This is a genomic window from Streptomyces sp. BE20, assembly GCF_036322525.1.
Taxonomy (GTDB): domain Bacteria; phylum Actinomycetota; class Actinomycetes; order Streptomycetales; family Streptomycetaceae; genus Kitasatospora.
Window position 1 is genome coordinate 89,885 of record NZ_JAQYWW010001134.1, and the last position, 19,274, is coordinate 109,158.

At 73.6% G+C, this 19,274-nt stretch carries 22 protein-coding genes; 13 read left to right on the forward strand and 9 right to left on the reverse strand.

Annotation, left to right across the window (positions count from 1 at the left end):
* Nucleotides 1-5: 5 nt before the first annotated feature.
* The gene (locus tag PUR61_RS35265) at nucleotides 6-497 is read right to left on the reverse strand and encodes a GNAT family N-acetyltransferase (protein WP_329883749.1); all 492 of its coding nucleotides are present in this window, start codon (nucleotides 495-497) and stop codon (nucleotides 6-8) included.
* A gap of 98 nt (nucleotides 498-595) precedes the next feature.
* On the reverse strand, nucleotides 596-1,264 hold the full coding sequence (locus PUR61_RS35270) for an NAD(P)-dependent oxidoreductase (protein ID WP_329883610.1): 669 nt from the start codon (nucleotides 1,262-1,264) through the stop codon (nucleotides 596-598).
* Nucleotides 1,265-1,433: 169 nt separating this feature from the next.
* Here PUR61_RS35270 and PUR61_RS35275 point away from each other — a divergent pair, with 169 nt between their 5' ends.
* Nucleotides 1,434-1,838: a winged helix-turn-helix transcriptional regulator gene (locus tag PUR61_RS35275; protein WP_329883611.1), complete on the forward strand. Its 405-nt coding sequence runs from the start codon at nucleotides 1,434-1,436 to the stop codon at nucleotides 1,836-1,838.
* A 124-nt stretch (nucleotides 1,839-1,962) separates the two neighbouring features.
* The gene (locus PUR61_RS35280; protein WP_329883612.1) at nucleotides 1,963-2,529 is read left to right on the forward strand and encodes a DinB family protein; all 567 of its coding nucleotides are present in this window, start codon (nucleotides 1,963-1,965) and stop codon (nucleotides 2,527-2,529) included.
* A gap of 132 nt (nucleotides 2,530-2,661) precedes the next feature.
* Here the strand turns inward: PUR61_RS35280 and PUR61_RS35285 are convergent, their stop codons facing one another.
* Nucleotides 2,662-3,108, reverse strand: a complete 447-nt coding sequence (locus PUR61_RS35285; protein WP_329883613.1) for an RNA polymerase sigma factor — start codon at nucleotides 3,106-3,108, stop codon at nucleotides 2,662-2,664.
* 530 nt (nucleotides 3,109-3,638) lie between these two features.
* The gene (locus PUR61_RS35290; RefSeq protein WP_329883614.1) at nucleotides 3,639-4,286 is read right to left on the reverse strand and encodes a hypothetical protein; all 648 of its coding nucleotides are present in this window, start codon (nucleotides 4,284-4,286) and stop codon (nucleotides 3,639-3,641) included.
* A gap of 256 nt (nucleotides 4,287-4,542) precedes the next feature.
* Between PUR61_RS35290 and PUR61_RS35295 the strand changes: the two genes are divergently transcribed.
* Nucleotides 4,543-5,559, forward strand: coding sequence for a hypothetical protein (locus PUR61_RS35295; protein WP_329883615.1), 1,017 nt, complete (start codon nucleotides 4,543-4,545; stop codon nucleotides 5,557-5,559).
* An 18-nt stretch (nucleotides 5,560-5,577) separates the two neighbouring features.
* On the opposite strand, the gene PUR61_RS35300 is transcribed toward PUR61_RS35295, so the two are convergent.
* Both PUR61_RS35300 and PUR61_RS35305 read right to left on the reverse strand, forming a co-directional pair.
* Nucleotides 5,578-6,168, reverse strand: coding sequence for an isochorismatase family protein (locus tag PUR61_RS35300; RefSeq protein ID WP_329883616.1), 591 nt, complete (start codon nucleotides 6,166-6,168; stop codon nucleotides 5,578-5,580).
* A gap of 268 nt (nucleotides 6,169-6,436) precedes the next feature.
* Nucleotides 6,437-7,753, reverse strand: coding sequence for a nicotinate phosphoribosyltransferase (locus tag PUR61_RS35305; RefSeq protein WP_329883617.1), 1,317 nt, complete (start codon nucleotides 7,751-7,753; stop codon nucleotides 6,437-6,439).
* A gap of 176 nt (nucleotides 7,754-7,929) precedes the next feature.
* Between PUR61_RS35305 and clpS the strand changes: the two genes are divergently transcribed.
* The 9 genes from clpS (at nucleotide 7,930) to PUR61_RS35350 (ending at nucleotide 14,213) form a co-directional block, all read left to right on the forward strand.
* On the forward strand, nucleotides 7,930-8,223 hold the full coding sequence (gene clpS / locus PUR61_RS35310) for an ATP-dependent Clp protease adapter ClpS (RefSeq protein WP_063351371.1): 294 nt from the start codon (nucleotides 7,930-7,932) through the stop codon (nucleotides 8,221-8,223).
* Between the two features lie 56 nt (nucleotides 8,224-8,279).
* On the forward strand, nucleotides 8,280-8,855 hold the full coding sequence (locus PUR61_RS35315; protein WP_329883618.1) for a DUF2017 domain-containing protein: 576 nt from the start codon (nucleotides 8,280-8,282) through the stop codon (nucleotides 8,853-8,855).
* A gap of 259 nt (nucleotides 8,856-9,114) precedes the next feature.
* Nucleotides 9,115-10,581, forward strand: coding sequence for an amino acid permease (locus PUR61_RS35320; RefSeq protein ID WP_329883620.1), 1,467 nt, complete (start codon nucleotides 9,115-9,117; stop codon nucleotides 10,579-10,581).
* A 77-nt stretch (nucleotides 10,582-10,658) separates the two neighbouring features.
* Nucleotides 10,659-11,090 (forward strand): M67 family metallopeptidase, encoded by a 432-nt coding sequence (locus PUR61_RS35325; protein ID WP_329883621.1) that lies wholly within the window; start codon nucleotides 10,659-10,661, stop codon nucleotides 11,088-11,090.
* Between the two features lie 150 nt (nucleotides 11,091-11,240).
* Nucleotides 11,241-11,360, forward strand: a complete 120-nt coding sequence (locus PUR61_RS35330) for a putative leader peptide (protein ID WP_327677307.1) — start codon at nucleotides 11,241-11,243, stop codon at nucleotides 11,358-11,360.
* Nucleotides 11,361-11,466: 106 nt separating this feature from the next.
* Nucleotides 11,467-11,745 carry a MoaD/ThiS family protein gene (locus tag PUR61_RS35335; protein ID WP_329883622.1) on the forward strand — a complete coding sequence of 93 codons (279 nt, stop codon included), beginning with the start codon at nucleotides 11,467-11,469 and terminating at the stop codon, nucleotides 11,743-11,745.
* 99 nt (nucleotides 11,746-11,844) lie between these two features.
* The gene (locus PUR61_RS35340) at nucleotides 11,845-12,813 is read left to right on the forward strand and encodes a PLP-dependent cysteine synthase family protein (RefSeq protein WP_329883624.1); all 969 of its coding nucleotides are present in this window, start codon (nucleotides 11,845-11,847) and stop codon (nucleotides 12,811-12,813) included.
* A 228-nt stretch (nucleotides 12,814-13,041) separates the two neighbouring features.
* Nucleotides 13,042-13,233 (forward strand): MerR family transcriptional regulator, encoded by a 192-nt coding sequence (locus PUR61_RS35345; RefSeq protein WP_329883625.1) that lies wholly within the window; start codon nucleotides 13,042-13,044, stop codon nucleotides 13,231-13,233.
* A gap of 233 nt (nucleotides 13,234-13,466) precedes the next feature.
* Nucleotides 13,467-14,213, forward strand: coding sequence for an MBL fold metallo-hydrolase (locus PUR61_RS35350; protein WP_329883626.1), 747 nt, complete (start codon nucleotides 13,467-13,469; stop codon nucleotides 14,211-14,213).
* Between the two features lie 84 nt (nucleotides 14,214-14,297).
* On the opposite strand, the gene PUR61_RS35355 is transcribed toward PUR61_RS35350, so the two are convergent.
* A complete protein-coding gene (locus PUR61_RS35355) occupies nucleotides 14,298-15,218 on the reverse strand; it encodes a branched-chain amino acid transaminase (RefSeq protein ID WP_329883627.1) in 921 nt (306 codons plus the stop codon).
* A 141-nt stretch (nucleotides 15,219-15,359) separates the two neighbouring features.
* Between PUR61_RS35355 and PUR61_RS35360 the strand changes: the two genes are divergently transcribed.
* Nucleotides 15,360-16,352 (forward strand): helix-turn-helix transcriptional regulator, encoded by a 993-nt coding sequence (locus PUR61_RS35360; protein WP_329883628.1) that lies wholly within the window; start codon nucleotides 15,360-15,362, stop codon nucleotides 16,350-16,352.
* Between the two features lie 87 nt (nucleotides 16,353-16,439).
* Here the strand turns inward: PUR61_RS35360 and PUR61_RS35365 are convergent, their stop codons facing one another.
* Together PUR61_RS35365 and PUR61_RS35370 are read right to left on the reverse strand one after the other, a co-directional pair.
* Nucleotides 16,440-17,729, reverse strand: coding sequence for an LLM class flavin-dependent oxidoreductase (locus PUR61_RS35365; protein WP_329883629.1), 1,290 nt, complete (start codon nucleotides 17,727-17,729; stop codon nucleotides 16,440-16,442).
* Nucleotides 17,726-18,796: an LLM class flavin-dependent oxidoreductase gene (locus PUR61_RS35370; protein ID WP_329883630.1), complete on the reverse strand. Its 1,071-nt coding sequence runs from the start codon at nucleotides 18,794-18,796 to the stop codon at nucleotides 17,726-17,728. The genes PUR61_RS35365 and PUR61_RS35370 overlap by 4 nt, the downstream gene beginning before the upstream one ends.
* Nucleotides 18,797-19,274 lie beyond the last annotated feature (478 nt).

Genomic DNA, 19,274 nt, shown 5'->3' on the forward strand with positions numbered 1-19,274 from the left:
CCGGGCTACAGGGTGCGGTGCATGAGGTGGAGGCCGACGGGGCCCTCGGTGGGGTGGTCGAAGGCGGCGGGGACGGTGGCGAGGACGTCGAAGCCGAACGACTGCCAGAGGGCGACGGCGCGGTGGTTGGTCTCGACGACGGCGTTGAACTGCATGGCGCGGTAGCCGTCGGCGCGGGCCCGGTCGAGGACGTGGGCGCAGAGGGCGCGGGCGACGCCGCGGCCGGCGTGTCGGGGGTCGACCATGAAACCGGCGTTGGCGACGTGGGCGCCGGCGCCGGCCTGGTTGGGGTGGATCTCCGCGGTGCCGAGGACGGTCCCGGCCGTGTCCTCGTCGACGGCGACGAGGACACGGCCGCCGGGCTTGAACCAGGTGGCGCGGGCACGGTCCTCGGGGGTGTCCCGGTCCCAGCAGTAGGTCTCGCCGGCGGCGACGATGTCGCGCAGGAACGGCCAGATGGCGGGCCAGTCGTCGGGGGTGGCGTCGCGGATGTGCATGGTGTCCAGCATGGACCGGAGTGCCCCGTTCCGACCAGGGGCGATGTCCCGGTGCGAGGTCTCCCCGAGCGGTCCGGACGGCGGCCGGACCGCTCGGGCTATTCGGCGACGGCGATCTGCTCGCGGTGGCGGGCGGCCGGTCCGGTGATCTGGTCCGCGACGGCGACGGCGAGGTCGGCCTGGGCGATCCGCCGGCCGAGGACCTGCGGGCCGCCGAGCCGGTAGCGGCCGGTGCCGGGGGCGGTGCGGTCGAGGTCCAGGGGCGGGGTGACGGTGACCCAGTCGAGAGTGGTGGGGGAGGCCCGGAGCAGGTCGAGGGCGGCGGCGTGGCCGAGCGAGAAGGCGCGGTGGGCCTCGGGGAAGGCGGGGTCGTCGTGGACGGCCACGCCGGGGGCGGTCTCCAGGGTGGTGGCCACTCCGACGTGGACCAGCCGGCGGACCCCGGCCGCGGGGAGGCCGGCGACGAGGGCGCGGGCGACGGCGGGGTAGAACTCGGCGGAGGGCACGTCGGGGGTGTAGACGGTGCTCACGGCGGCGGAGTGGCCGCGGGCCGCGCCGGTGACGGCGGCGGGGTCGGTGATGTCGCAGGACACCAGGGTGACGCCGGGGCCGGTGAGGTCGGCGTGGCGTCCGGGGTCGCGGACGGCGGCGGTGACGGTCAGCCCGCGGCGCCGGGCCTCGGCGACCACGGCGCGGCCGACCTGGCCGCCGGCGCCGAAGACGATGACGTCCACGGGTGCTTCGATCGGGCTGTCGGTTCTGCTCATCGCGGTCTCCGTCCGTTCGTCGGGGGCGTCGTCGCCCGCCGTTGCCGTGACGGTAGACCGGGGGGTGCCGGTTACTTCAACGGTACCGGCGGCCGACGGGGCCTGGCCGGCGGACGGGGCCGTACCGCGGCCCGGACCGCGCGGGCGCCGGGTCCGTTACCGTCGGGGCATGACGCAGACCGGGGGAACGACGCGGACCGTGCCCGTACCGCTGCCGGCGGACTTCTTCGACCCGGACTGCCCGGTGCAGACGGTCCCGGTGCTGGGCGGCCGCAAGTGGGCGTGGAAGATCATGCGCTGCCTGGAGGGCGGCCCGCGCCGCTTCTCCGAGCTGCGGGTCCCGCTGGCGGGGATCACCGCGAAGGTGCTCGCCGAGTCGCTGCGCGCGATGGAGTACGAGGGCGTGGTCGTCCGGACCGAGTACGACGAGAACCCGCCGCGGGTCGAGTACGCGCTGACGCCGCTCGGGCGGACGCTGCTGGGGCCGATGGACGCGGTCTGCGACTGGAGCCGCGCGAACCTGGCGGAGCTGCTGGCGGCGCGCGAGGCGTACGAGCGGGAGCCCTTCGCGTAGGGGCCCGCCGGAGCGGCGCCCGGTGGCGCCCGGTGGCCGCGGGCGGACGGCGTGGCAGCATTTCGGCGACCGCTGGCGCGGACGCCGCTGGTGGGGCGGGTGCGGGCCCGGCCATGCTGGGGGCATGACCACTTCTGAGCAGGCCGAGGCCGCCGCCGACGGGATCGTTCCGGACTCCAAGGACTGGACCTGGGTCCTGGAGCGCCCCTGCCCGGACTGCGGGCTGGATTCCGGAGCGGTGGACCGGGGGGACGTCGCCGGGATGATCCGGGCCAACGCGGAGGGCTGGACGGCCGTGCTGGCGGGGGACCCGGGGGCGCTGCGCCGTCGGCCGCGTCCGGAGATCTGGTCGGACGTCGAGTACGCGTGCCACGTCCGGGACGTGTTCCGGCTGTTCCGCGTGCGGCTGGACCTGATGCTGGACCGGGAGGACCCGCTGTTCCCGAACTGGGACCAGGACGGGACGGCTGTCGCCGAGCGGTACGGGGAGCAGGAGCCGGCGGTGGTGGCGGTGGAGCTGGCGGAGGCCGCGGAGCTGCTGGCGGTGGCCTTCGAGGGGGTGGTGGGCGCGCAGTGGGCGCGGACCGGAAACCGCAGCGACGGGGCGCGTTTCACGGTGGAGTCGTTCTCCCGCTACCTGATCCACGATCCGGTCCACCACCTGTACGACGTGACGGGCGAGCGGGTCTGAACGGGATCCGGCCGGTCCCTCGGACGGGTCCTTCGGGTGGGTCCTTCCGACGGGTCACTCCGGTCGGCCGGCGGTTCGGGTCGGGGTGCGGCGGTGACGGGGGGCGCGACGGGCAGGGCGACGCGCCCCGGGTCACCAGCCGGAGGCCTCGCGCAGCATGGTGCGGCGCAGTCGACCGGCCACGCTGGCGGTGTCGGTACCGATGACGTCGGCGATCTCGGGTGCGGCGAGTCCGACGACGTAGTGCAGGATGGCGAGGTCGTCATCGGCGGCGTGGCCGGGGCGGTCCGGTGGCGGGCCGCTCTGCCGGGTGTGCTCGCCGACGGTGTTGCGCAGGATCTGCCAGGCGCGCGCGGTGGGGTTGGAGCTTCCCAGTAATTCGCGCCAGTGGACGGCGATTTCGGCGAACGCCTGCTGGACGGCGCCGACCGCCTGGGTGTGGTCGGGCAGCCAGACGTGGGCGTAGCTGAGGTACCGCGGTCGGTGGAGTTCGCAGAACGCCGCGAACTCCAGCGGTACGGCGGGAGGTACGCCGGGCCCCGGGGGTGGCTCGGCGGTGCTGTCCTGACGATTGGTCATCTCGGCTTCTCGGCAAGTGAGATGGGCATCTGACGGTCGATCATCTGTGCTCACTCTACGGTAGGCGCTCGGTGCGCTGGGTTACCAATCGGATGGAATGCCCGGAAGGCGCCGACGCGCGGCCGGTTCCGGCGGTGGCCGGGTGGGGGCCGGCGGGTGGCGCGGCGGTGGTGAGCGGGGGGTGAGCGGTGCGCAGTGATGTCAGAGGCGTTGCTGCTGGTGCGTCGTGGCCGGTCAGCGGGGTGGCACGGCCGGGGCGGCGGGCCGGTCGGCGCGCCGTCGCGGACGGTGTGATGTGCCACCGTAAGCGGTTCGGCGGCTCTCGTCCACGCCTGCGGCGCGAAGCTGATTCCGCACCACCGTCCGCACCACCGTTCATGCGCTCGGCGGGCCCGGTGGACTGGGGTGCGGGGCCGGGGGCAGTGGCTCCCCGGGTGGGTTGATCGGTGGGCCGGCCCCGTCGCGCGCGTTCCGCGCGCCCGGCCCGTTGTCGGCCTGTAGCCGCGTACCAGAAGGAAATTGACTGAGCGTCAGTAAGGTCGGCGGGTCTCGGCGGCGGCGACCCGGGCGTCCGCCGCGGTGCTCCGTTCGAGTTGGGCGGGGAACGTCTCGACGACCCGTCGGCGGGCCAGTCGGGCGGCCGAGGCCGCGGCGGCCTCGGCGGCGGCCGCAGCGGCGCCGGCGGCCTCCAGCCGGCCGCGGTCGGCGCGGCCGATCGCGTTGCCGTGGCCGCCACTGACGTCGGCGGCGCCGGCGGCGGCGTCGTGGGCGGGTCCGGGTGTCTCGCAGGCGGCTCCACCGGGTTCGTGGACGGCTTCGTGGTCCGTTTCGTCGGTGCCGCGCCGGCCGCGTCCGTGGACGGCGCGGGCGGCGTGTTCCTCGGCCGCCTGTCTAGCGGCGAGGTAGGCCTGGACGGCGGCCATCCCGTAGACGGGTTGGATCAGCTGGTGGCCCTTGAAGAAGGGTCTGGCGGGGGCGAACCCGGCGGCGACCACCAGATCGCGGATCTCCGCTATCTCCGCCTCGCTGCGGGCGGTGAAGCGGACCTCCCAGCCCTTCTTGTAGGTATGGCCCTGTTCACCGCTGCGGCGGGCCGGGTCTGGCCGGCGGACGTATCCGGGCAGGCGGCCGAGGCGGAGCTGGGCCGCGCGGAGGCCGGCGGTCTCGTCACGTGACATGCACTAAGGGTAGGCAATGCGGAGGGCGGGAGTGACGCCCGGAGGTGACTTCGGCGTATGTGCTTGGTCACGCACGGTCAGACATACTGGTGACTCGTCGACGAGGACCGGTTCTGACAAGCATATGATCACCCATTCCTCCGAATGGGTGAGGGTATGAGGACTTTAGTGCGGGCTGGTCCCGGTTTCGCGACGGTTGGGTAACAGTGCGTCAGGCGGCCGGTCGACGTTCCGGGCGGTTGGGGATGGTGTCGGCATGAGCTACCGGATTCCCACGCCGCCGCCTTCCCTGGAGGAGCTGGCGCGCCGTCAGCAGAACGTCGTCACCGCAGGCCAGCTGCGCGCCCGGGGCGTGCCGAGCCGGGTCGTCAGTGAACACTGCCGCCGCGGCGGTTCCTGGCAGCGGCTGCTGCCCCGGGTCTACCTGCTGCAGTCCGGCGAGCCCTCGCCGGAGCAGCGGATGTGGGCGGCCCTGCTCTACGCGGCGCAGAACGGCCGCGAGGAGGGGCGCCGCGAGGGGGCGGTGATCACCGGTGCCGCCGCGCTGGCGCTGTACGGCTTCACCGCGGTGCCCCGACTGCCCGCCGTCACCGGTGTGGACGTGCTGGTGCCCCGCCAGCGCCGGCTGAAGGACGCGGGCGAGGTCCGGATCCGGCGCACCGAACGGGAGCTGGTGGCCCGCTCGGTGCACGGCCTGGCCTGCGCGCCGGTCGCCCGGGCGGTCGCGGACGCACTGCGCGAGTGGACGTCCGGTGCGGGCCCGGCCGGTCCGGTGCCGGTCCGGGAGGTGCTGGGCGAGGCCGTCGGCCGCCCCGAGCTCCGCTGCACCGTGCGGGAGTTGACCGCCGAGCTGGTCGAGTCCGGGCTGGTCGACGACCCCCGGGTGCGGGCGGTGCTGGACGGCCTGCTGGCCGCCGAACGGGACGCGGTGCTGCGCCGGGTCGGCGAGCTGGTCGACGAGTGGCTGCTGCCCGCCCCGCTGACCGGCCCGGAGCTGCGGATGCGCGGCGGCACCTACATCGCCGTACCCGACCTGTACTGGCCCGCGGCGGGCGTGGCCGTGGAGGTGGACTCCGAACTGCGCTGCGTCAGCGAGGGGGAGGCGGCCTGGGTGCGCGGCGGCCAGCACCGGATGGAGTACCTCGGGGTCCGGGTGGTCTACGTCTCCGGCACGCGCCTGGCGGACGACGCGGACGCCGTCGGCGCCGAGTTGCGCGAGGCGTTCCGGCTGGGCGGCACCGACGTGGTGGAGCTGCTGATCACCGAGCGCTGAACCCGCAGGGCGGGACGCTCAGCCCCCGACCACGGGCGTTCCGATCAGCTCCACCCCGGCCGCCCGCAGCTCCGCCAGCGCGGCGGTGGTGGTCGGCTCGGAGACCCCGGCCGTCAGGTCGAGCAGGACCCGGGTGGTGAACCCGGCCCGCACCGCGTCCAGGGCGGTGGCCTTCACGCAGTGGTCGGTGGCGAGGCCGACCACGTCCACCTCGGTGACCTGCCGCTCGCGCAGCCACTCGGCCGGCCCGCGGTTGTTCTCGTCCACGCCCTCGAAACCGCTGTACGCGGCCGCGTACGCGCCCTTGTCGAAGACCGCCTCGATCGCGCCGGAGGTGACGGACGGGGCGAAGTTGGGGTGGAAGCCCACCCCCTCCGTGCCCGCCACGCAGTGCACCGGCCAGCTGCGCACGTAGTCGGGCCGGTCGGAGAAGTGGTCACCCGGGTCGATGTGGTTGTCGCGGGTGGCGAGGATGTGCCGGTAGCCGGGGGCGGACTCGGCGATGAGGTCGGTGATCGCGGCGGCCACCTCGGCCCCGCCCGCGACGGCCAGACTGCCGCCCTCGCAGAAGTCGTTCTGCACGTCGACGACGATCAGTGCCCGGTGCATGGCTCGCATTCCTCGGTCTGGTGGGGGCGGCGCGCCGGTTCGGGGCGCGTCCGACAGGTTCGGTGGGCTTCGGCGGGGCTTCGGCCGGGCGCCGGTGGAGCTTCTCCGGTGCGGGGACTCGGCGGTGGTCGGCGGGGGCCGGGCGGGGCTCCGTGCGGGCCCGGCGGTGGGGACTTGGGGGGAACTCTACGGTCGACTGTAGGCAGTGGCATCCGGGGGCGGAAGGCCCGGTGCGGGCCCGACCGTCCGCCCCGTGTGCGAACGGTCGTCAGACCTGCAGTTCGGTCGCCAGCACCGGGTCGCCCTTGGAGAGCTGGGTGGCCGACAGCGGCAGCGCGGCCCGGGCCCGGACGTGCCGTTCCCGCGCGGCGGTGAGCGACTCGCGGCCGACCACCTCGCCGCCCTTGACCAGCGGCACCTGGACGAGGTGCGGCTCCAGCTCGGCCGGGATCCGCCCGGTGCCGACCACCTCGGCCTCGGCGACGCCGTCCGCGTCGGGCCGCCGGGCCGCCCACTTGCGCCCGCCGGTGCTGGTCTTGCCGCCGGCCGCCCGCTTGGCGACCGGGAGCAGCGGGCCGTCCGGTTCGGTGGCCCGGGCGACCAGCTTGTAGACCATCGCGCACGTCGGGTGGCCGCTGCCGGTGACCAGGCTGGTGCCGACGCCGTAGCCGTCCACCGGGGCGGCGGCCAGCGCGGCGATCGCGTACTCGTCGAGGTCGGAGGTGACGATGATCCGGGTCTCGGTGGCGCCGAGCTCGTCGAGCTGGCGGCGGACCCGGTGGGCGAGCAGCGTGAGGTCGCCGGAGTCGATCCGGACCGCGCCCAGCTCGGGGCCGGCCACCTCGACGGCGGTGCGGACGGCCTCGCGCAGGTCGTAGGTGTCGACCAGCAGGGTGGTGCCCCGGCCCATCGAGGCGATCTGGGCCCGGAAGGCGTCCCGCTCGCTGTCGTGGACGAGGGTGAAGGCGTGCGCGGCCGTTCCGGTGGTCGGGATGCCGTAGGTGAAGCCGGCCTCCAGGTCGGAGGTGGCCGAGAAGCCGGCCACGTACGCGGCGCGGGCGGCGGCGACGGCGGCCTGCTCGTGGGCGCGCCGGGCGCCCATCTCGATCACCGGGCGTCCGCCGGCGGCGGAGGCCATCCGGGAGGCCGCGGCCGCGATGGCCGAGTCGTGGTTGAGGATCGAGAGGATCACCGTCTCCAGGATCACCCCCTCGGCGAAGCTGCCCTCGACGGTGAGCAGCGGCGATCCGGGGAAGTAGACCTCGCCCTCGGGGTAGCCGTGGATGTCCCCGGTGAACCGGTAGTCGGCGAGGAAGCGCAGGGTCTCCTCGTCGACCACGTGCTGGTCCGACAGCCAGTCGAGCTGGGCGGAGGTGAAGCGGAAGTTCTCGACGGCGTCCAGGACCCGGCCGGTGCCGGCCACCACGCCGTAGCGTCGGCCGCCGGGCAGTCGGCGGGTGAACACCTCGAAGACGGAGCGGCGGTGCGCGGCTCCGCTGCGCAGGGCGGCCTGCAGCATGGTGAGCTCGTAGCGGTCGGTGAGCAGCGCGGTCGAGCCGGCCGCGGGCACGGAAGTGGCGTCCATGAGGATGATGCTACTACCCCTTAGCGTCAGATTGACGATTTCTCGTCGGAGGAGATCGTCCGGCGCGTTGCGGGCGCCGGGGCGGAATCGCCCGCCGGTCCCCCGGATGGCAGCATGGGGGCTGAAGGGGCCCGTGGCGGCCCTGTGGGATCAGAGTCGTGAGGAGGGACCCGTCGGTGAGTGTCGCGCCCGTGGAGATCGAGCGCCCGGAGGTCGAAGGCCTGCCGGTGGTGGAACCCGACACCCCCTGGGTCACCATCGTCCACAACGACCCGGTCAACCTGATGAGCTACGTCCAGTACGTCTTCCAGGCCTACTTCGGCTACCCGAAGGACAAGGCCCGGAAGCTGATGATGGAGGTGCACACCAAGGGTCGGACGGTGGTCTCCAGCGGATCCCGCGAGGAGATGGAACGCGACGTGCAGGCGATGCACGGCTACGGCCTGTGGGCCACGCTGCAGCACGACTGACACCGCCCGACCGCAGTACACCACCAGAGACGACGAAGACGGGCTGACCGATACCGATGGCTGGGTTGTTCGAGAGTGCCGGCGGCGGGAGCGCGGCGATCGCGCTGGACGAGCTGGAGGCCTCCATCCTGCGCTCGCTGGAAGTGCAGATGCTGGAGCTGATCGGCCCCGGCCCGGGCGGGGAGAACGACGACCCGCTGGCCGCCCTGTTCGCCGAGGGGCCGAGCGAGGCGCCCGACGACCCGGCGCTGGCCCGGCTCTTCCCGGACGCCTACGGCGATCCGGCGAAGCCCGCGGACGACGAGTCCCGGGAGGCCGCCGCCGAGTTCCGCCGCTACACCGAGCTGGACCTGCGGGCCCGCAAGCGCGAGGACGCGCTGCACGTCGTCCGGGCCCTGGACGGGCTCGACGGCGAGGGCGGGGTGCTGAAGCTGGCCGCCGCCGAGTGCCTGCGCTGGCTGGGCGCGCTCAACGACCTGCGGCTCACCCTGGGGGTGCGGCTGGAGATCACCGACGAGGACGAGCAGGGACTCTACGACCTGCCGGACAGCGACGAGCGCAAGCCGCTGGTGATGGCCTACCTCTGGCTCGGCGCCCTCCAGGAGTCGTTGCTGGAGTCGATCTCCGGCTGATCCGCGCGACGGCCGGGCGCTCCGGTCGTGTACGCCGGCCGGGTGCTCCGGACCGGCCTCCGGGCCGCCCGCGCGCCCTTCCGAAAGGCCCCGACCACCCGTCCAGCATGCGGACGACCGGTCGGGCCTTTCCGGTTAAAACGGGCGAAACCCTATCGGGACATGCTCAAATATCGCTCAGATGGACACCGCTGTCCGGATCCCGCGTGGTACGACTTCTCCCCACCCCACGAGACCACCCATCCAGGACGGTGCCAGCATGGCCGAGCAGGTTTACGACGAAGTCGTCGACGCCAAACCGGACGAGGAGGGCTATCAGCGGGGGCTCGGCAGCCGCCAGATCCAGATGATCGCGATCGGCGGCGCGATCGGCACCGGTCTCTTCCTCGGCGCCGGCACCGCGATCTCCAAGTCCGGCCCCAGCCTGATCCTGTCCTACGCCGTCGCCGGCGTGGTGATCTTCGCGATCATGCGGGCACTCGGCGAACTGCTCACCTACCGCCCGGTGTCCGGGAGTTTCGCCGAGTACGCGCGGGAGTTCCTCGGCCCGTTCGCGGGTTACGTGACCGGCTGGACGTACTGGCTCTTCTGGGTTGTCACGGGCATGGCGGAAACCACCGCCGCCGCCGTCTACGTGAAGTTCTGGGCGCCCGGCATCCCGCAGTGGCTCAGCGCGCTCACGTTCCTGGTCATCCTCTACGGGGCCAACCTGATCTCGGTGAAGCTCTTCGGCGAGATCGAGTTCTGGTTCTCCATGATCAAGGTGACCGCCATCATCGGCATGATCCTGATCGGCATCGGGGTGCTCACCCTCGGCTTCAGCGACGCCGGTGACACCGCGTCGATCACCCACCTCTGGGAGAACGGCGGCTTCTTCCCCAAGGGCATCGGCGCCACCGTGATGACCCTGCAGATCGTCATGTTCGCCTACCTCGGCGTCGAACTCGTCGGCGTCACCGCCGGCGAGAGCGAGAACCCGAAGAAGACCCTGCCGCGCGCCATCAACACCCTGCCGTGGCGTATCGCGCTCTTCTACATCGGCGCCCTGGTGGTCATCCTCTCGCTGGTCCCGTGGACCGAGTTCCAGCCCGGCGTCAGCCCGTTCGTCGCCGCCTTCGGCAAGATCGGCATCCCCGCCGCCGCCGGCATCATCAACTTCGTGGTGCTCACCGCCGCGCTCTCCTCCTGCAACTCCGGCATGTACTCCACGGGCCGGATGCTCCGCGACCTCGCCCTGCGCGGCCAGGCCCCCGGCCGGCTCACCAAGCTCAACTCCAGCCGCACCCCGGCCGCCGCGATCACCCTCTCCTGCCTGCTGATGGGCGCCGGCGTGGTGCTCAACTACCTCGTCCCGGCCAAGGCGTTCGAGTACATCACCTCGGTCGCCACCGTCTGCGGCCTCTGGACCTGGGCGATGATCCTGATCTGCCAGATCCGCTACCGGAAGGCCTGGAGGGGCGGCCACCTGCCGCCGCCGAGCTTCAAGGCCCCCGGCGGCACCTGGACCAGCTGGGCCGCGCTCGCCTTCCTCGTCCTCGTGGTCGTGCTGATCGCCCTGGACGAGAGCAACCGGATCTCGCTGTACGTCTTCCCGGGCTGGGCCGTGGTCCTGGTGATCGGCTACCAGGTGCTCAAGCGCCGCCGCCCGGAGGCCGTCCACGCCGTCGCGCACGACCACCTGCACGCCCGCAACGGCTCCGGGGGCGGGGCCGGCGACCCGCACTGACCGGCCCGCGAGACCCCGGCGGCCCAGGCCGTGGACACCACGGCCGACGGCCGCCGGGGCGTGGCTATCCTGGCCGCATGTTGACCATCACCCGAGAACTGCGCGACGCGATCCTCGCCCACGCCCGCGCCGACCACCCGGACGAGGCCTGCGGCGTCGTCGCCGGCCCGGAGGGCAGCGACCGCCCCGAGCGGTTCATCCCGATGCTCAACGCGGCCCGCTCGCCGACCTTCTACGAGTTCGACTCGGGTGACCTGCTGAAGCTCTACCGCGAGATGGACGACCGGGACGAGGTGCCCGTGATCGTCTACCACTCGCACACCGCCACCGAGGCCTACCCGTCGCGCACCGACGTGAGCTACGCCTCCGAGCCGAACGCCCACTACGTCCTCGTCTCCACCGCTGACGGCAACGGCCCGGAGGACCCTTACCAGTTCCGCTCGTTCCGCATCGTGGACGGTGAGATCACAGAGGAAGACGTCCAGGTCGTCGAGGCCCACCAGCCCTGACCCGCACCCACCTGGGCGAGGCCCGCCGACCGCCCGTGCGTCGTCGGCGGGCCTTTGCCGTTCCCCGGTAGTCTCAGCATGGGAAACGGAAGCATCCGGATCCCGAGACGGGCATGGATGAGCGGGCCCGGGAATCTATACGATGAGCCCATGCGTTCCGTCGATGTGAGCACCCAGGCCCCGGGCACCCGCCTCGTGGCGCGCCTGCACGTCGACCTGTGCCGGCTCGCCAGTGCGATCTGTCCCGGCACGCCGGCGCGCTCGCGCTGAGCCGCCCGCCCAGGCCCGTCGCAGGTTCCACGCTCCGGGCCCACCACGCCCTGCCGCGCCCGCTGCGGCGTCCACCCCACCTCACGACTCGCACAGGAGCGCACCCATGGCCATCGAGGTCCGCATCCCGACCATCCTCCGCACCTACACCGACGGCGCCAAGGCCGTCGAGGGCACCGGCAGCAACCTCGCGGAGCTCTTCAACGACCTCGACGCCCGCCACCCGGGCATCGCCGCCCGCCTGCTGGACGGCGGCGAACTGCGCCGCTTCGTCAACGTCTACCTGAACGACGAGGACGTCCGCTTCCTGGAGGGCATCTCCACCAACGTCGCCGACGGTGACAGTGTCACCATCCTGCCCGCCGTGGCCGGCGGCGCCCGCTGACCTCCCGCTCGCCCCGCCCCGCTCCGCCCGCCACCGCGGTCGGCCGGAGCGGGGCGAGCTGCCCGACCCGACCCTCACCGCCGTTGCCGGAGGCACCCCTTGCGTTACGACAGCCCGCTCGAAGCCGTCGGCAACACCCCGCTGGTCCGCCTGCCCCGGCTCTCCGCCGAGATCCCCGGCAACACCGAGGGCCTGGTCACCCTCTGGGCCAAGCTGGAGGACCGCAACCCCACCGGCTCCATCAAGGACCGCCCGGCGCTGCACATGATCGAGCGCGCCGAGGCCGACGGCCGGCTCACCCCGGGCTGCACCGTCCTGGAGCCCACCAGCGGCAACACCGGCATCGCGCTCGCCATGGCGGCCAAGCTCAAGGGCTACCGGATGGTCTGCGTGATGCCCGAGAACACCAGCGAGGAACGGCGCGAACTGCTCCGCATGTGGGGCGCCGAGATCATCCCCTCGCCGGCCGCCGGCGGCTCCAACACCGCGGTGCGCATCGCCAAGGAGATCGCCGCCGAGCACCCCGACTGGGTCATGCTCTACCAGTACGGAAACCCCGACAACGCCGGCGCCCACTACGCCACCACCGGGCCCGAGATCCTCGCCGACCTGCCCGCCGTCACCCACTTCGTGGCCGGCCTCGGCACCACCGGCACCCTGATGGGCGTCGGCCGGTTCCTGCGCGAGAAGGTCCCCGGCGTGCGGATCGTCGCGGCCGAACCGCGCTACGACGACCTGGTCTACGGCCTGCGCAACCTCGACGAGGGCTTCGTCCCCGAGCTGTACGACGCCGAGGTGCTCACCACCCGCTTCTCGGTCGGCTCCGCCGACGCCGTGCAGCGCACCCGCGAACTCCTCCAGCGGGAGGGCATCTTCGCGGGCGTCTCCACCGGTGCGATCCTGCACGCGGCGATCGGCGTCGGCCGCAAGGCCGCCAAGGCCGGCGAGCGCGCCGACATCGTCTTCGTGGTCGCCGACGGCGGCTGGAAGTACCTCTCCACCGGCATCTACACCGCCGAGTCCACCGAGGCGGCCGTCGAGGCGCTGCAGGGTCAGCTCTGGGCCTGAGACCGCCCGGCCCGGGCGGCCGGCCGTGGAGCCCGTCCGCGCGGCGCCCGTCCGCGCGGCCGTTCGCCGGACGGACGCCCGTTCGTCCCCGTGACGATCGGGGATTTGTCCGTACCGTGCTCCCGGTCTGTCACGGTACGACCACGGTGTCAGTTCTGCGCTAAAGGTGCCGCCGGGCCCGGAAAAGCTGATCACGCACGTCCCCCCACGCACAGCCGGAGGTGACCCGTGAGCCGCAGCACCGACCTGTGGTCGTACGCCGAGATCGCCCGCCACATCAACGTCCAGCCCGAGACCGTCCGCAACTACCGACGGCACGGCCTGATCCCCGAACCGGACGTGACCGACGGCAGCGGCCACCCCCGCTGGTACCCCGAGACCATCCGCGCCTGGGCCCGCCGGCGTCCCGGCCACCGCTGAACCCACCGCCGAACCACCGCTGAACGACCGTCCGACCGCCCGCCGACCGAGGCACGCCCCCGGCTCCCCGGCGTTCTGGTGATTCCAGCCACAGCACGGCACGGAGACGGGGGCAAAGTGCCCCTCCGCCCTTACCCTCGACACACGCGAAGGGCAGCGCTACCGGCCGGCCGACCCGGCCCGCTCTGTCATGACCAGCGGCTGCCAGGACGTGTCGGGGCGGAGGGGCTCGGATGAAACTGACCGTGGTGGGGTGCTCGGGGAGCTTCCCGTCCGCCGACTCGCCGTGCTCCAGCTACCTCGTGGAGGCCGACGGCTACCGCGTCGTGCTCGACCTCGGCAACGGCGCACTCGGCGCCCTGCAGAAGTACGTGTCGATCTACGAGGTCGACGCCGTCCTGCTCAGCCACCTGCACGCCGACCACTGCGTCGACCTCTGCGCCTACTGGGTCGCCCGCAACTACCGCGCCGAGGGCTGTCCGGACCCGATGCCCGTCTACGGCCCGGCCGGCACCGCCGAACGGATGGCCCGCGCCTACGACATGCCCGAGAACCCGGGCATGAAGGAGGTGTTCGAGTTCCGCACCCTCACCCCCGGACGCTTCGACCTCGGCCCGTTCCGCGTCGAGGTCGCCCAGGTCAACCACCCCGTCGACGCCTTCGCCTTCCGGCTGGAACACGACGGTCGCAGCCTCGTCTACTCCGGCGACACCGGCGAGAGCCCCGAACTCGTCGAACTCGCCCGCGACGCCGACCTCTTCCTCTGCGAGGCCGCCTACATCGACGGCCGCGACACCTACCGGGCCGTCCACCTCAACGGCCGGGAGGCCGGCGAGCACGCCACCGCCGCCCGCGCCCGCCGGCTCGTCCTCACCCACATCCCGCCGTGGACCGACGCCGAGCACAACCTCCGGGACGCCACCGCCGCGTTCGCCGGCCCCGTCGAGATCGCCCGGGCCGGCGCGGTCTACCCGATCTGACCCCGGCCCGCGCGCCCCACGCCGGGCCCGTGCCCCCGCGCGCCCACACGCCCGCACGCCCCACGCGCCCAGACGCGTAGGCGCCTACGCGCCCACCGGCGTCAACCAGTGCCGGTACCGCGGATCCGCGCCCGAGACCGCCGCCTCGTACGCCTCCCGCAACCGCACCGTCAGCGGGCCCGGCGCACACGGCAACGCGCGGTCGTCCAGCGAACCCACCGCCACCACCCCCGCCGCCGTACCGCACAGGAACACCTCGTCCGCCGCGTACAGGTCCGACCGCAGCAGCGCCTCCACCCGCACCTCCACCCCCAGGTCCCGGGCCAGCGTCAGCACCGTGTCCTGGGTGATCCCCTCCAGCGCGCCCGCGCTCGCCGGCGGCGTGCGCAACACCCCGCCGCGCACCGCGAACACGTTCTCGCCGGTGCACTCGCTCACCGTGCCGTCCGGTCCCAGCAGCAGCGCCTCGTCGTACCCCGCGTCGGTCGCCTCCCGGCGCGCCAGCACCGCGTTCAGGTACGGGCCCGTCGCCTTCGCGGCCGGTGGCACCGTGTTCGGATCGGTCCGCCGCCAACTGCTCGTCTTCAGTCTGATCCCCGCAGCGGCGTCCGGGAGCTGCCCGTGCCACTCCCAGCTCGCGATGGCCGTCGTGGTCGGCGAGAACCGCATGTCCAGGCCCATCGCGCCGTACCCCAGGAAGGCGAAGTGCCGCAGGTAGCAGGAGCGATGACCGTTGGCCCGCACCAGGTCCACCGTCGCCACGGCCAAGTCGTCCACGGAGAAAGGGAGTTCCATCCGCAGCATGCGCGCACTGCGGTCCAGCCGGTGCAGGTGCTCGGACAGCCGGAAGACCGCCGGACCGTCCGCAGTGGCGAACGCCCGGGTGCCCTCCAACACCCCCGTGCCGTAGTGCAGGCCGTGCGTCAGGACGTGCGTCCGCGCCTGCTGCCAGGGCACCAGCGCGCCGTCCAACCAGATCGTCGAAGCTTCGGGAAGAGCTGCCATGCCGCCCATCCTGACCACCCGCCCGCCGCAGGTCAGCCGCTCCGGCACTGCCGGAACCGGCCATGACCGGGAGCGGAAGCGAGCCGTCTCGCCCCTCGGAAACCCCCGCCCGACCCGTACCCCCTTCACTAGGCTGCGCCGATGGAGAGCCCCACCGACGGCGACGCCACCCAGCTCTACGCCCGCCTGCTCGCCGAACCCGGCCGCCCGCCCGCCGCCACCGGCCCCGACTGGGACGAACCGCGACTCGCCGCCGCCACCGCCGAACTGCTGGCCCTCGGCCTGCTCCAGCCCACCGCCGCCGGAGATCCCCCCGGCCACGCCGCCGTCTCCGTCGACACCGCCGTCCGCCAACTGCTGATCGACGCCGACGAACAGGTCACCGCCCTGGTCGGCGCGCTCCACCGGGCCCGCGACTCGGTCGACCGCCTGCACACCCGCTACCTCCCCGTCCAGCACCGGCACCGGACCGGCAGCGCCCTCGAACTGGTCAGCGGCGCCGAACGGATCGCCGCCCTGCTGGAGGACGCCGCCCGCGGCGCCCGCACCGAGGCGCTCTCGCTCCGCCCCGGCCAGGACCTCTCCGGGGCCGCCCTCGCAGGCAAGCTCGCCCGCGAGCGGCTCGCCCTCGCCCACGGGGCCGCGCTGCGCACCATCTACCCGGCCGCGGCGCTGCGCCGGCCGGCCGTGCTCGCGCACGTCCGGGAGCTGACCGCGGCCGGGGCGCGGATCAGGACGGCCCACTCGCTGCCGCTCTGGCTGATCGTGGTCGACGCCCGGCTGGCGATCCTGCCCGCCCCGGGCACCGGGCCGGGCGGGGACGCCCCCGCCGCCGAGGCGGCGGTGGTGGTGCGCGAGCCGGCGCTGGTCGCGCTGGTGGCCGAACTGTTCGAGTACTTCTGGTCGGCGGCCTGCACGCCGGTCGAACTCGTACCCGGTGCGGAGGAGATGACGGATCGGCACGGCGCGGTGCTGCGGCTGCTGGCGGCCGGGCTGACCGACGTGGCGATCGCCCGGAAGCTGGAGGTGTCCGAGCGGACGGTGCGCCGGCTGGTCGCCGAACTGACCGCCGGCCTGGGCGCGGAGAGCCGCTTCCAGGCCGGCGTGTACGCGGCCCGTCTCGGCCGCGTCTGACCGCCCCGGCCCCGGCCGGAGATACGGTCGGAGATACGGCCCGAGACGGCCGGGGCGGTGCGGCCGGGCGGTCGGACGCGGGCCGGGTCAGCGCCGGTTGGGGACCGGCAGACCGAGGTGGTCGCGCAGCGTCGTCCCGGAGTACTCGGTGCGGAACACCCCGCGTTCCTGGAGCAGCGGCACCACCCGGTCGACGAACCCGTCCAGCCCGCCCGGGGTGAGGTGCGGGACGAGGATGAAGCCGTCCGCCGCGTCGCTCTGCACGTAGGTGTTGACCTGCTCGGCGACCGCCTCCGGGGTGCCGATGAAGGACTGCCGGCCGGTCACCTCGATCACCAGTTCGCGGCTGGTGAGCTTCTTCTCGGCGGCCACCGCGCGCCACTTGGCGGCGATCTCCAGCGGATCGCCGAGCGTGGTCCGGCCCTTGACGATGCCGGAGTCAGGGAGCGGGTCGACGGTGGGCAGCGGGCCGTCCGGGTCGTGGTCGGAGAGGTCGATGCCCCAGACCTGCTCCAGGTAGCCGATCGTGGTCGCCGGGCTGACCTGGGCGCGCCGGATCTCGGCGGCCTGCTCGACGGCGTCCGCCTGGGTGTCGCCCAGGACGTAGGTGACCCCGGGCATGATCTTGAGCTCGTCCGGCTTGCGCCCGTACGCGGCCAGCCGGCGCTTGACGTCGGCGTGGAACGCCTGGCCGGCGGTGAGGGTGTGGTGCCGGCTGAAGATGACGTCGGCCGTGGCGGCGGCGAACTCGCGGCCCTCGTCGGAGTCGCCGGCCTGGATGACGACCGGGTGTCCCTGCGGCGGGCGGGGCACCGAGAGGGTCCCCTCGACGTCGAACTGCGGGCCCTGGTGGCGGACCGTGCCGCCGTCCGTCGCGTCCCAGAACTCCCGGGCCAGCTGGACGAACTCGGCGGCCCGGGTGTACCGGTCGGCGCGGTCGAGGTAGCCGCCGCGGCGGAAGTTCTCGCCGGTGAAGGCGTCCGAGGAGGTCACCACGTTCCAGGCGGCCCGGCCGCCGGACAGGTGGTCCAGCGAGGCGAACCGGCGGGCCAGTTCGTAGGGCTCGTTGAAGGTGGCGTTGACGGTGGCGGCCAGCCCGAGGTGGGTGGTGACGGCGGCGAGCGCGCCCAGCACGGTGATCGACTCGGGGCGGCCGACCACGTCCAGGTCGTGGATGCGGCCCTTGACCTCGCGCAGCCGCAGGCCCTCGGCGAGGAAGAAGAAGTCGAACCGCCCGCGCTCGGCGGTCTCCGCGAGCCGGCGGAAGGAGCTGAAGTCGATCTGGCTGGCGGACGCGGGGTCGGTCCAGACGGTGGTGTTGTTGACGCCGGGGAAGTGCGCGGCGAGGTGGATCTGCTTGAGCGGGCGGTCCGTCATCGGGTCACCTCGGCGGGAGCGGCGGGGGCGGCGGCGTCGTTGCCGGCGGCGGGGGTGTGGGTGATGGTGGCGGCGACGGCGTAGCGGCCGGCCGGGCGGGCCAGGCCGAGGTGGTCGCGCAGGGTGCGGCCGCTGTACGCGGTGCGGAACAGGCCGCGCTCGCGCAGCGCCGGGACGACGCGGTCGGCGACGGCGGCGAGGTCACGGGCCGGGTCGACGGGCACCAGGTGGAAGCCGTCTACTCCGCCGCCGCCCTCGGTCACCTCGGTGACCAGCGCGGATGCGGCGGCGTCGTCGGTGAGCGCGGCCGGGATCCTGGCCAGGATCCGCAGGGACTCGCCGCCGCGCAGCCGAAGTTCGGTGGCGGCGGTCAGCCGGGCGGCCCGGTCGGGGGCGTCCAGGAGGACGACGTCGGCGTACCGGACGGCCGTGTCGACCCGGGCGCGGCCCCCGGCGGCGGCGTCCGGGGCGAGGTCGGAGGCGGAGACCGTGACGGCGACGACCGGCCGGCCCTGCGGCGGACGCGGGGTGATCGAGGGTCCGCGGACCGAGAAGTGCGGCCCCTCGAAGTCGATGTAGTGCAGCTTTTCGCGGTCGATGAACCGGCCGGTGGCGGTGTCGCGGATCTCCGCGTCGTCCTCCCAGCTGTCCCAGAGCCGGGAGGCGACCTCGGCGGCGTCGGCCGCCTCGGCCCAGAGCTCGTCGGCCGGCGCGGTGCCCTTGCGGCCGAAGGCCTTCGCCTCGGCCTCGGTGTCGGAGACGCCGACCAGCCAGCCGGCGCGGCCCTCGCTCACCCAGTCCAGGGTGTTGACGGATATCGAGGTGTGGAACGGCTCGGTGTGGGTGGTGGTGACGGTCGGCACCAGGCCGAGGCCGCCGGTGACCGGGGCGAGCCTGGCGAAGGTGGCGAGCGCGTCGAGCCGGCGCGGCTCGGGGGTGTAGGAGTCGTCGAGGGTGACGAAGTCGAGGGTGGCCCGTTCGGCGAGGTGGGCGAGGGCGGTGAAGTGACCGGCGTCGACGTGGCCCGGACTGTCGAGGGCGGCGGAAAGATGCAGCTGGCGGGGCATGTGTGGCCTTGACTTTCCTCGTACGGAAGCGGTGCGTGCGGAGGCGGTGCGCCGGGCCGCGAGGTGCGCGGACGCGGTGCGTACGGACGCGTGGTGTGCCGTGCGGGCCCGCCGCGCGCGGGTTCGCGCGCGGTGCGGCCGGGCGGACGGCGGCAGCCCCGGGTCACGGGCGGGACGGGAGGCGGTGCGGCCGGGGCGCGGCGGGGACGTCAGCGGCGCGGCGGCGGGGGGAACGCTCGGGTCAGGCGCAACACGCCGCGGACCACACGCGACCGAAGTCGATGTGGCTGCGGGTGACCAGCATGCGAGGGGCGTTCACCGCTTCAGTTGACCAGCGATCTTCCCGGTTCGTCAACCACCGTCTCACCGGGCGGCCTCCGGTACGAGACACGGGCGGTCTCCGGTACGAGACACGGGCGGTCTCCGGTACGAGACACGGGCGGTCTCCGGTACGGGGCACGGACGGTCTCCGGTACGG